General features: G+C 33.1%; 8 protein-coding genes and 1 pseudogene. 8 read left to right on the forward strand and 1 reads right to left on the reverse strand.

Annotated elements, in window-relative coordinates; genetic code table 11:
- Positions 1–9 precede the first annotated feature (9 nt).
- Positions 10–5,127 (forward strand): DEAD/DEAH box helicase, encoded by a 5,118-nt coding sequence (locus tag EFD62_RS01565; protein ID WP_069194612.1) that lies wholly within the window; start codon positions 10–12, stop codon positions 5,125–5,127.
- Positions 5,124–7,247: a 3'-5' exonuclease gene (locus EFD62_RS01570; RefSeq protein ID WP_069194611.1), complete on the forward strand. Its 2,124-nt coding sequence runs from the start codon at positions 5,124–5,126 to the stop codon at positions 7,245–7,247. Before EFD62_RS01565 ends, EFD62_RS01570 begins: the two co-directional genes overlap by 4 nt.
- 260 nt (positions 7,248–7,507) lie before the next feature.
- Here the strand turns inward: EFD62_RS01570 and EFD62_RS01575 are convergent.
- Positions 7,508–7,984: pseudogene (locus EFD62_RS01575) on the reverse strand (transposase); the annotation flags it as partial.
- A 113-nt stretch (positions 7,985–8,097) separates the two neighbouring features.
- On the opposite strand from EFD62_RS01575, the gene EFD62_RS01580 reads away from it, so the two are divergent.
- The 6 genes from EFD62_RS01580 (at position 8,098) to EFD62_RS01605 (ending at position 13,177) form a co-directional block, all read left to right on the forward strand.
- A complete protein-coding gene (locus EFD62_RS01580; protein ID WP_235832525.1) occupies positions 8,098–8,625 on the forward strand; it encodes a helix-turn-helix domain-containing protein in 528 nt (175 codons plus the stop codon).
- Between the two features lie 55 nt (positions 8,626–8,680).
- Entirely contained in the window at positions 8,681–10,132 is a 1,452-nt protein-coding gene (gene istA, locus EFD62_RS01585; protein ID WP_128705640.1) for an IS21 family transposase, read from the forward strand.
- Between the two features lie 15 nt (positions 10,133–10,147).
- Positions 10,148–10,918, forward strand: a complete 771-nt coding sequence (gene istB, locus EFD62_RS01590) for an IS21-like element helper ATPase IstB (RefSeq protein WP_128705641.1) — start codon at positions 10,148–10,150, stop codon at positions 10,916–10,918.
- A gap of 192 nt (positions 10,919–11,110) precedes the next feature.
- On the forward strand, positions 11,111–11,746 hold the full coding sequence (locus tag EFD62_RS01595) for a DDE-type integrase/transposase/recombinase (RefSeq protein WP_128705642.1): 636 nt from the start codon (positions 11,111–11,113) through the stop codon (positions 11,744–11,746).
- A complete protein-coding gene (locus EFD62_RS01600; protein WP_128705643.1) occupies positions 11,743–12,327 on the forward strand; it encodes a Mu transposase domain-containing protein in 585 nt (194 codons plus the stop codon). The genes EFD62_RS01595 and EFD62_RS01600 overlap by 4 nt, the downstream gene beginning before the upstream one ends.
- A 346-nt stretch (positions 12,328–12,673) precedes the next feature.
- Positions 12,674–13,177, forward strand: coding sequence for a hypothetical protein (locus EFD62_RS01605; RefSeq protein WP_069194608.1), 504 nt, complete (start codon positions 12,674–12,676; stop codon positions 13,175–13,177).
- Positions 13,178–13,214 lie beyond the last annotated feature (37 nt).

The following is a 13,214-nucleotide window of genomic DNA, read 5'->3' on the forward strand; positions in this document are numbered from 1 at the left end:
GGAGTCAGTGTGGGTATTAATCCGGTAGAAACAACAAATAACATCAGGGAAGAATACACTAAATATTTAAAATCAATGTTCCTCTTTAAAGATAAGGAGCTTAGAGAAGTAGCAGACAAGGCAATTGAGCAAAACAAGAAAGATTTAGTGAAAGGCCCTTATTTAGAATCGACTGCAAGATATAAAACTGGTTCTACTTTACAAGAACTTATTAATAATGGAGTCTTGCACAGGGACTTTAAAAACTTGGCGTCAGCCATTGGTGGATATTCACTTCATTTACATCAGGAAGAAGCAATAAAAAAAGCTGTTGTTGATAATAAAAATTTGATTGTTGCTACTGGTACTGGAAGCGGAAAAACAGAGTGTTTCTTAATCCCGATATTAAATTATTTAGTAGAGCAGAGGAGTAAAGGGGAATTAACACCCGGTGTTAGAGCACTCATACTTTATCCGATGAACGCATTAGCAAATGATCAGCTGAAACGTTTAAGAAGCCTCCTCAAAGATTATCCCGATATAACTTTTGGAAGATATATCGGAGAAACAGAAGAAGAAAGGGATAAGGCAAGGGATAAATTCAGAGAAATGAATCCTAATCAAGAAATATTGAAAAATGAAATATTGTCAAGGAAAGAAATGCGTGAAAAACCTCCGCATATTCTTTTAACTAATTATGCTATGCTTGAGTATTTGTTACTTAGACCTGAGGACAACGTGTTCTTTGACGGAGTATACAAAAATCACTGGAAGTATATTGTTCTAGATGAAGCACATGTATACTCGGGGGCTTTGGGTAGCGAAATTTCATATCTTATTGCACGACTAAAAGATAGGGTTGTTGATGGAAAACATGGTCAACTAAAATTTATTGCAACGAGTGCTACATTAGGAGGGGGAAAAGAAGAAATAAAAGAAGTGGTTAAATATGCTAAAGACTTGTTTGATGAAGATTTTACAGAAGATTGTTTGATTACTTCGGAAAGGGAAAAAACGCCAACAGTAAGTGAAGAAAACAAGCTGGTTAGACCAAATTTAGAATGGTATCAAGAATTCTTAAAGCTATCAAATGAGTATTCAGGAATACAATTTGCAGAAGAAGTAAGTAAGAGGAGAGTGTATCCTAAAAGTGTTATAAAAGATAATACTGAAGAAGTAATTTTTGATTTTCTGATGCAGGATTATTACGTTTATATGTTAAAAGTTACAATAGAAAGCGAAACTTTACTTATAAAGGAGGTTGTTCAAAGAGTTTTTGGACGGTGTAACGAGGTAGAGGTTAAATCTTTTCTTGCAATGGTGGAGTTGGCTTCAAAAGCGAAGAAAGAAGATAATTCAGAGGTATTGTTACCAGCAAGGTACCATACATTTGCTAAGGCTATAGAAGGGACTTTTGTTAGATTTTATCCAGAGAAAAAGGTGTTTCTTAATCGAAAGGAAACAGAAGTTATAGGAGAAGAAAAAGTAAAAGTATTTGAGTTGGCAAACTGTATTAAATGTGGGCAAGAATATATTATTGGTAAATTAGAAGATGGGTATATAAACCAATCTTCGGGTTTTTCAAATGGGTCTATAGAGCCACTTGAATATTTTATGTTTACTGATTCATATGAGGCTGTAGAGATTGATGAAGATTCCGTAATTGATGAAGAAAACACTGAAAAAGATCCCGAGATTTACAATACGGAGGAATATTTGCTTTGCATAAAATGTGGAAGAGCTCAGGCTGATAATAGTAGAGCTGATAAATCATGTTGTAAAGACTCAAAGCGCATAAAAGTATATAAAGTTCACCATAAAGGAGCAATTAATACTTGTCAGAGCTGTGGTAGTTATGGAAGAGCAATAGTAAAAAGGCTTATTAATGCTGATGCTCCTACTACAGAAATGTTGGGAAGAACACTATATCAAAATATACCTATTGAAGAAAAGGAAAAGAAAATAGAAAATAGAAGTGAAGAGAAAGCAGACAGTCTATTCTGTAATATTGATTTATTTAATGTAAAAAAAGAAAAAGTTATAGATGAAATTAATAATCGTAAATTACTGGCTTTTTCGGATAGCAGAAAAGAAGCAGCTTATTTTGCGACTTATATGGATATTAGATATAATCACTATCTATGGAGAAAAATCATTTATGATGCAATAATTGGACTACGAGATGCAAATGTAAATTTCGGAAGATTGCATACTAGAATATGCAAAGATATTGAATCGCAAAAAAATTTACTTATTGATATGACAGATGACTATATTGAACAAACTGTAGCTGCATATATAATGTATGAGCTTATGTCTTTTGAAAAAGATATAGGTTTAGAAGGTGTAGGGATGATTTCCTTTGAATTGGATAAGCCATTTTGGTGGCCTGAAAAAATATCTCTTTGTGGTCTTAACAGTAATGAAGTTTGGAATATTGTTAAACAGATTTTTCATGGATTAAGAACTTATAGAGCTTTAGATTTTCCAGAGGATTTAAGGGATAATCATGCTATTTTTGGACAAAGGACGAAGCGAATGTTTTTTAGATTTGCTGAAGCTAATGCTTCATCTGGGATCATGAGTATTAAGCCAAAAGAAGGCTATAATAATATGAGAGTTGATTATTTAACTAAAATTTTTATCAGGCGTGGATGTAATATTCAAGAAGCTAAAGAAAATGCAAATATCTTTTTAGAGAAGATATTCAATGATGACAATTTTACGAACAGCATGGTAAATTCAGGAATATACAAATCTTTTTATTTTCCTAAGGAGGGAAATGTCTATCAATTAAGTCATGATAAATGGATTTTCAAGAGAGAGCAAAAAATTTACAGGTGTAATAAATGTGGTAAAAAGGCATCAGTTAATATAAGTGGTGTATGTCCTTCCTACCGTTGCGACGGTAATTTAAGTGATTTTAATCCAGAGCATTCAAGGCATAATTACTATACAGAAATATATAACAATATTAAAAGGATACCAATGAGAATTAAAGAGCATACTGCACAGCTGATTTCAAAACATGCATCTAAAATCCAAACGGAGTTTGAGAAAGGAAATATAAATATACTAAGTTGTTCAACTACTTTTGAAATGGGGGTTGATGTTGGAAGTTTAGAGGCTGTGTTTTTAAGAAATATACCTCCTGAAACAGCAAATTATGTTCAGCGTGCAGGACGTGCAGGAAGAAGGACAGCTTCTACTGCTTATATTCTTACTTATGCAAAAAGACGATCTCATGACTTATATTATTTTCAATATCCCACAAAAATTATTGAAGGTTCCATAAAAGCTCCTTATATTGAAAGGAGTAATGATAAAATAGCTTTTAGACATTTGTGTTCAGTTGTTTTTTCATGGGTTTTTAGGCAAAACGATACTTATTTTAAAGATGTACAGTCAATGTTTGCATACAGAAAGGAATATATGCCAATAGATGAAAAGCTAAAAGAATTATTGGATAGTAGACCGGAAACTATAAGAATATCGCTAAAGAACATATTTAATAAAGAGTTACAAAAGACTTTTGGCATAGATAATTGGGAGTGGGTTGACGAAAGATTCTTAAAACAAGATGGGAATTTTTTGATTTCTAAAAACAAGTGGCTTCAGGATGTTGAGGAAATCGAAAGAATAAAGAGTGAGAACTATAAAAAAGGATATAGTGTGGACAATATCTCAAGAATGCTTAAAACTTTTTTGGAAAAGCACGTTATTGACTTCCTTGCATCAAATAATGTATTACCAAGATATGGTTTTCCTATTGATTCTGTTGATCTTGATACATTACATACTGGTGAAGCTTCAAAAAATGTTAATTTGAATAGAGATTTGAAGATAGCTATATCTGAGTTTGCACCAGGCAGTAAGGTTATTGCTAATGGCGCAATGTGGGAATCTTATGCAATTAATAAATCAAGAACTAAAGGGTGGCCTACATATTTATATGCCATATGTGAAAATTGTCATAGCATATACAAGGAACCATGTGATTTCGATTTAAAAACAACTGATGTTAATGATGAAAAAAGAATATGTCAAAAAGAAGGATGTGGAGCTCCGATTAAGTTTCGTAAATTTATTAAACCTATTTTTGGATTTTCCACAAATAATAACAAACCTGAAAAGCCAACCTTGATCAAACCAGAATCTACTTATAGTAGCAAAGTATTTTTTCACCAGTATGACAAAAATGAAAAAAACTATGAAGATAAAGTAAGATATAAAGGATACGATATTAATTACACATATTCTCCAAGAGGAAATCTTTTTGTAGTTAATCAGGGGAAAAATAATATAGGCTTTAGATTATGTTCATGGTGTGGTTACGCTACTACAACTATAATAAAGGGTGAACATGTTCATAAAGACAAATATGGGAATAAATGTGGTAACAAATATTTAAATAGATTTGATTTGGGTCATGAAATTACTACTGATATTATTGAAATAAAATTACCGGATTTAATAAGTGGTATGAACGAATCCTATTATATGTCTATTCTATATGCTGTCATTGAAGGTGCTGCGGGTTATTTAGGAATTGACCGCAGGGAGATTGATGGTTGTTTGAATTATACATCGTCTTCAACAATGCCAGCTTTTATACTCTTTGACCAAGTTCCAGGTGGAGCAGGTCATGTTAAGCGTATTGGAAAGTACTTGGATAAAGTATTGATAGAAGCAAAAAAGAGAGTTAGTGGTCTTTGTGAGTGTGGCGAAGAAACCAGTTGTTACGGATGTCTTAGAAACTATTCTAATCAAGTTTATCATGATATTTTAAAAAGAGGCTTAGCATTAAAGTTTTTTAAAGTTTTAGAACAAGCAGAAGGACTTTCAAAAGAATACTTCAATGAAGTAGCAGCTTCAATTGAAGTTGAAAGAGAAGATATATTTACATATTGCAAAAAACTTAATATTGAGGAACCAATCGAAGGTTATGAGCTAGAATTAAATAATCTAGATAGGCCTCAATGCGAATTAGCTTTTCAAAAAGAAAGGATTGGATTATTCGAAGATTATCAACAGGAAGAAAAGATGCTTTTTGAAGCTAATGGCTGGGAAACACATTATATAAAAGACGTATCTCCATATGAAATAGCAGATAGAATTTCACGAAAGAAAGAGGGTGAGTTGACTTGAATATAAATATTGCAATTACACGCTCTTATTTACGGGCACTAGGGAACTTACCGAAGTCAGTTCAAAAAAAGGCACATAACTTCTTTGAGAAATTTAGGGAAAACCCTGAAGCAGAGTCAATTAATTATGAAAAAATTAATGCTATGAGAGATGATAAAGTAAGGACTGTTAGAATAGACCAAAAATACCGAGCGATTGTGTTACATCCACCAGAGGGGAATTTATACTTATTTGTACATATTGATAATCATGATGAAGCAATGAATTGGGCTAAAAACAAAGTTTTTGATGTTAACCATTATTCTTCCGCATTACAAGTGGTAGATATGGATATAGTTGATCGTTTGCGTAGTTTTAATGAAAGTGTAGAATCGACTGAGCAAAATAAAACTTCTATTACTGATAGGTATTCAGAAGACGAGTTAATTTCAATTGGAATACCGAAGATGATAATTCCAGTCTTAAAAGTAGTACATTCGGCTGAAGAACTGGTTAAATATGTAAGAGGATATGTTTCGGACGATATTTTTGAGATTCTTGAGTTTTGTGTTGAAGGTCTGCCTATTAATGAAATAAAGGAATGTTTTGATATCGAAGATGCAAAGGAAAAACCTTCTATATTTGAAGTTATTAATAAGAAAGTGAATAGGCCATATATAAAAGTATTATCAAATGAAGAAGAAATTAGTTCGATATTGGATAATCCTATTGATTTCTGGAGAGTTTTTATACATCCAAAGCAGCAAAAAATTGTTGAAGGAAACTATAGTGGGAGCTTTCAAATTAAAGGTGCTGCTGGTACAGGAAAAACGGTTGTAGCAATGCATAGAGCGAAATATCTTGCAGAACATGTGTACAATTCTGAAGATGATTTAATACTTTACACAACGTTTTCTAAAAAATTAGCTAAGTCAGTAGAGTATAATCTAAAAAATATGTGTGATTTGGAAGTACTGAAAAGAATTGAGGTTGTTCATCTTTATTCATGGATTGCAAAATATATGAAAAGGATTAATGTATCTTTTGATATTATAGATGACGAGGATAGAAAGACTTTGATAGGTTATGCGATCGACAAAGCAGGATATAATAGGAACTACACAGTACAAGATATAATACACGAGATTGATATTGTACTAAAATACAACCAAATAACTGATATTGAAAGTTATTTAAAGGTGAGTAGAAATGGCGCATATAAAAAATTAGGAAGAAATCAGAGAAAAGAAGTCTGGTCAATTATTTCAGAATACTTCGAATTATTGCATCAAATGGACAAGCAAGAATGGTGGATGGTATTTAGAGATTTAACCAATATAATAAAGAAAAATTTTGAAAATAAATATAGAGCTGTTATTATTGATGAAGCACAAGACTTTGGAATGCCTGAATATAGACTAATAAGAAGCATCATTAAAGAGAAAGAAAATGATATTTTTATTGTTGGGGATATTCGGCAAAAAATATATCCAACAGATGTTAATTTTTCAAAATGCGGTATCAATATACTTGGAAATAGGACACGGCAGCTATTAACCAATTATAGAAATACCTTTGAAATTACTCAATTAGCTGATCAAATAATCAGTAATATTGAATTCAAAGATTTTGATGAGACATTAATTAGTAATAAAAGAGCAAACGCAATTATTAGAGGTGATAAACCGTTCATTAATGCTTATACAACAAAGGAAGATGAAGCTAAATTTGTCGCAGAGGAAATAAGAAAAATTGTTGATTCGGGAATAGAATATAATGAAATAGCGTTGGTTTCAAGAACCAATGATTATTTAAAATCCATCATTCGATTATTGGATAAACATGGAGTCAAATCAACACATCTTGAAGACTTAAATTCAATTCATAAGAATAATATATATTATGGGACAATGCATAGTATAAAAGGTTTTGAGTTTAAAGTTATTTTTGTTGTCGGAGTCAATAAAAGTCTTATTCCTTTAAAGTCACAAATAGAAAAAATGGAATTTGGGCGTCAAAGAGAGGAATTCATAAAATTAGAAAGATCTTTGTTATATGTTGCAATAACTAGAGCAAGGGATAGAGTTTACATTACCGGAAGTCCTGATATAAGTGACTGGATAAAAGGGGAGTATAAATAATTCCGTGTATGGAGTTTTATGCAATCCTTCTAGGCAAGTAATTTCAAGTTTTTAAGGTTTACAGAAAATAACTGCGAACCACCTTTGTGTTATATATTACTGCCAGTTTTGTTAAGTTTTATACATAAACTTGATTTAATCTGGCGATAATTGTTTATAATGGTATATTCCGTCCATTTTTCTGCCCACTTTTCAATTTGTGGGGTCTAGCCCGTCCGGCAATGAGGACGAGCCCTTGAGGGCGGTGGGGGTGAATGCTTCTATATATAGCTTTCCAATCTACCTGGATACTGGATCATTAATTGGCTGAGTACTTGATCCCAATTCTTATAGCGTTGAGTCCACTTTTTTGTCACATTCATCGATGCTAAATACAACATCTTTTCAAGTGAACTATCGCTTGGGAACATTGTTTTTGTAACTTTACGGAACTGCCGATGCAGTCCTTCAATGGTATTGGTGGTATAAATTATTTTTCTTATTTCCTCTGAAAATTTGTAGAATGGGCTTATCACATCCCAGTTATTTTCCCAGCTTCTTATCGCATAAGGATATTCCTTTCCCCACTTGTTCTTAAGTTCACAAAACTTCTCTAGTGCTACTTCTTTGTTAATAGCACGGTATACTTCCTTAAAGTCATTGCTAAAAGCTTTAACATCCTTATATGACACATATTTAAAAGAGTTTCGAAGTTGATGTATTATGCAACGCTGCACCTCGGCCTTTGGATATGCTGCATTATGTTTGTATTATTCTAAAAGTACCCAATATTTCAATTGAAAATTCCCCCATTCTAAAACTAAAATACCTTATGTAAATAGCACTTATTTGCATAAGGAGTTGAATGAAGGTGATTAAGTTGCATCAGAAGCAAGAAATTATTTTAATGAGATTTAGAGAAGATATATCAATAAGAGCAATTGCAAAGGAAGTTGGCGTGGACAGAAAAACTGTACGTAAGTACATAAGGCAGTATGAGCAACAAAGGCAGCAATTAATGCATTCCGGAGATGTACAACCTACTGAGCTTATTGAGTCCATTGTTCAGCCACCAAAGTATGATACTAGTAAAAGAAAACCTCTCAAAGTAACTGATGAAGTCTTGGAACGTATTAAATATTATCTTAATGAGAATCAGTCCAAGAGACTGAAAGGTCAATCCAAACAAGTTATGAAGAAAATTGATATCTTTGAAGCTCTTAAAAATGAAGGGTTCGATATTGGCTACACTACAGTTTGTCAGACCATATCTAAGATGTCATTTCAATCTAAGGAAGCTTTTATTAGGGAAAACTATTCTCCAGTGTCAGTGGTAAAATTAAATTACCCGGTTTCGGGAAAGAAAATGCCCCACCTATTCACAAACTTCCACTTGTAGATTAACATAATGTTAATTATATAAGTGGGAGTCGATAATAATGTTGGGGGTAGCGATGCATACAACAATTCAAACTTTATCAAAAAAAGGATATAACAAGACACAAATTGCAAAAATACTTGAAATTGACAGAAAGACTGTAAGACGGGTTCTTAATGAACTTAATGAGAAAGGAATTGTTGAAAGAAAAGAAACTTGCTCAATACTTGATCCATATAAGGAATATATTCAGATACAAGTAACTAAAGACTTAAAAGCAATAAGAATATATCAGGATTTAGTACGAGAATTTGAATTTCAGGGTAGTTATGACACTGTAAAAAAATATGTTGCTAAAATTAAAAAATCTCCACCTAAAGCATATATGGTACTACACAGTCTTCCTGGTGAAGAGGCTCAAGTAGACTTTGGATATATTGGCACTATTAAACTTCCGGACGGCAAGTACAAAAAGGCTTGGGTTTTTGTAATGGAACTCAGCTATTCCAGATATATGTATGTTCAAATTGTATTTGATCAGAGTATTTCAACATTCATAGATTGTCATAAAAAAGCTTTTAGATATTTTGGAGGAGTACCACAGAATGTAAAGATCGATAATCTTAAAGCAGCTGTATTGGAAGCTGATTTTTATGAGCCTGTTGTTCAAAGGAATTATGCAGCATTTGCTTCTCATTATGGATTTTCTCCGGAACCATGTAGGGTAGCAACACCTACAGATAAGGGAAAGGTAGAATCAAATATAAAATATGTGAAGGATAACTGCTTTAAAGCACGAGAATTTAAAGATATTGATGAGGCCAAAGCGTTTTTAATGGAGTGGCTTGAGACTATAGCTAATGTTAGAATACACGGTACAACAAAAAAAGTTCCATCAGAAGAATTCAATTCGTATGAAAAAGAAAAACTTCTCCCTCTTCCTACGGAAGAATACAACATATCTGAAATAACTTCGGCAACTGTAATGCCAAACTGTCATATCTCATATGGGGGTAACTACTATTCTGTACCGTATGCATACATTGGTGAAAAGGTTGATATTGTTATCATAGATAATTTGCTTAAAGCAATATATAAGGATAAAGAAATAGCCCTTCATCCCGTAGAAAAGAATGAAAAGGGCAAATTCTTCACAGATAAAAATCATTATCCTGATTATAAAAATATCACGGCTAATGAGATAAAGTCAAGATATAGAGAAAAAATGAGTGAGATTGGAAAACATGCAGCTATATTTTTTGAGAAATTCTTAGAGCAGGTAGACCCAAAATATAACTATCGAGTTATTGCAGGAATAATTTCCTTAAAGAAAAATTATGACAATGCTACTATTGATAATGCCTGCCATAGGGCATATATGTATAATGCACTGAAATATAAAACAGTAAAACGAATTTGTGAACAGGGAATTGATTCGCTGCCTATAGAAACAAACCAAACATATATTAACTCAGAAGAAACCTTCTTATCACGGCCATTATCAGAGTATTCAAAACTTCTAAATTGAAATGAGGTAAAAAAAATGAATGATTTAATGTTTTCAAGATTAAGGCAGCTAAAGCTATCAGGGTTCATAAAAACAGTGGAGGCAAGAAATGAGCAAGCTATTAAAGAGCAGATGTCTTACATGGAATTCTTAGAGTTGCTATTAAGTGATGAATTTTCGAACCGTAAAGATAATGGTAATAAAAAGAGGATGCAAAAGGCAAAATTTCCTCAAATAAAGACACTAGAGGAGTATCAGTTTAATCAACAGCCCTCTATAAACAAAAGATTTATATACAATTTGGCAACCTGTGAATTTGTCCGCAAGAAAGAAAATGTAGCCTTCATAGGACCGCCGGGTACTGGAAAAACTCATTTAGGTATAGCACTTGGAGTAAAAGCTATATCACAAGGATACAATGTATTATTTACAACAATAAACCATATGCTTGAAGACTTATATTTATCGAGAGCCGACAATTCTTTTAGTCAAAGGCTGAAGTACTACACAAATCCAGATTTACTGATACTAGACGAATTAGGACTAAAAAAACTTAATCAGAACAGTGTAGATGACTTTTATGAAATCGTATCGAGAAGATATGAGAAAGGCTCTATAATAATAACTTCAAACAAAGTTTTTGATGAGTGGGGTAGAATATTCTACGACCCAGTTTTAGCAACAGCGATATTAGATAGATTTATTCATCATTGTCACTTTGTAGTCATAAAAGGTGAAAGCTATCGAATGAAGCAAAGCAAGGAAAGTCTTAAAGCTATATCCTCCAAAGTGCAAGAAAATGAATAAAATTAGCAAGTTACTGTTCTTTGACAAAAACATATTTATTTTATCCAAACAATTAGGTATGCAGTATACTAAAAGCGTGAAAAAAGTTTTTTAAGTGCGGTTTATAATGAGAGGGGTCCCATATGATAGCCTGCTAAGGCAGGCCAGTTTATCATACCCATCAGCCCTGCTTAAAAGGAATACCTACGGGGTATGGTGGGCTGGCCTCACTGGCATGTAATCATATGGGGGAGGCTCGTTGTAAACTGGATTCTTGAAAAAGTTTTTTCTCTGTTACATAGAGTTTTTTTTATCTTTTTTAAAGTGGGGAAAAATCTTTCCCCTTTTTGGGGAATTTTTATTGACAATAACACTCCAGGCGATATATGTGAATTCGATTGGGGTGAAGTAAAATTATGTATCGCTGGAGTAGAGCGAAAATATCCGATGGCAGTGTTTACTACTGCTTACGGCAATTACAGGTATGCAAGACTTTTTGCGAAACAGAAAAGTGAATTTTTTCAAGAGGCCCATGCATACTTTTTCAAATCTATTCATGGCAATCACATGACAATGGTCTATGATAACATGAAGGTAGCTGTAAAGAGTTTTGTAGGACACAATGAGAGGCAGCCCACCGATGCCCTTCTACAGCTTTCCATATACTATGGATTTAAATTTCGATTTTGTAATGCATACCGTGGTAATGAAAAGGGACATGTAGAAAGAAGTGTGGAATACATAAGAAGAAAAGCTTTTGCAGTAAAAGATACTTTTATAGTCTTGAAGATGCCAATTGTTACCTTGAGAATGTATGTAACAGGCTTAATGATAAGCCACAACCGTTGAAAAATAACAAAACAGCTAAGGAACTTTTAGAGGAGGAAAGGCCATATTTATTACCTGACGTACCTATGTTTGAATGTTCAAAACTTGAAAATTTAAGGGTTGACAAATATTCAACTGTTATGTTTGAAAGTTGCCATTATTCAGTACCAGACCAGTATGTAGGCAAAATTGTCATGGCAAAAATATATCCTGCCAAAATTATTTTAATGTCGGGAGGAGAAAAAATAGCCGAACATCAAAGAAGGTTTGGTTTTAATGAATGGAACATTGATATCTATCACTATATAAGGACATTAAAGAAAAAACCTGGAGCATTGCCAAATAGCACTGCATTTGCCCAGGTATCTAAGCAAATAAAAAATATATACCAATACTATTATACAGGAAAAGAGAGAGATTTTGCTGAACTTCTTCAGTACATGAAAGAAAAAGGCAAGTCTGTAGATGAAATTCTTGAAGTCATAGACAAGCTTGTTAAAATATGTCCTAAAGAAATTTCAACAAGTAAAATCATATTGCTTTGTGAAAACAAGGGTTCCCGCTTACCGATATTGCCACGATTATCATCGACATGTTTCTGAGAACGGATATAGAGATACAAAGCTATAATGGATGTAAACTATCTTGAAAAAATTTGCTCAGAGTGCTGCATAATACTTCCTGCCTTGTGCTAGATATGTTGCAAGGGCATATTTTATTAAATTCTTTACGGAATTATTGATTGGAGATAATATTTATGAATTAACTGTGTTCTTTGTATTCAAGAATATTAGAAATGTGATATTTTTGTGGTATAATTAATTCTTATAAATCGAAAATCCTAAGGCGAAGGTATAATATATGAGTTTATATCATGATATGTATCGCGCGTACAATGCTACCTGAGCAGGTCTAATTTGGGTGTCTTGAAGAAGGTGGTTAGAAGGAGTGTGCATCCAACTTGCAAGATTAAAGAAAGATGAAAACGGTTTTTTCTGCGAAAGCGAAATAAACTGTATTGGGGATTATCTAGGGAAACCTGGAGTATGGGCAATGAAAGGGAAGGCTGCAGAAACGGATCAATTCGAATATTTAGAGGTTGGTCAAGCCGAAGATATTGGCGCAGAACTGAAAAGCGACCTTAAATTACTCATGGCTGATTATTCTTCTGTAAAATTAGAAAAAATATATACAGCAAGACGTCTTTTCCCAGAGTATCAAGTCTCCTTTGACGTATGTAAATGTGATAAAGACCGCACGGCAGCAAAATATCGAACAATTGCAGCTCTATACAGTGAGATTATTGTTGAGTTGCTTAGCACAGACACTTGCCGTAGTACGCGTGAGGAAATAGAGGGTCGATTCGCGATAGATTGTAAAGCTAAATATTGGAATGCCTGGGGGCCCCAAAGGCGAAAAGCAAGGAATTATTATATTAGTAGATTCAAATGATTTTTTGACGATTGAAACATATCTACGGGAAAAATGC

The organism is Acetivibrio mesophilus (assembly GCF_004102745.1).
Lineage (GTDB): Bacteria > Bacillota > Clostridia > Acetivibrionales > Acetivibrionaceae > Hungateiclostridium > Hungateiclostridium mesophilum.

Excerpts from the sequence above, each read along its gene's own strand:
- istA (WP_128705640.1), top strand. The coding sequence starts at position 8,681 with ATGCATACAACAATTCAAACTTTATCAAAAAAAGGATATAACAAGACA.
- istB (WP_128705641.1), top strand. The coding sequence starts at position 10,148 with ATGAATGATTTAATGTTTTCAAGATTAAGGCAGCTAAAGCTATCAGGG.
- EFD62_RS01595 (WP_128705642.1), top strand. The coding sequence starts at position 11,111 with ATGGTGGGCTGGCCTCACTGGCATGTAATCATATGGGGGAGGCTCGTT.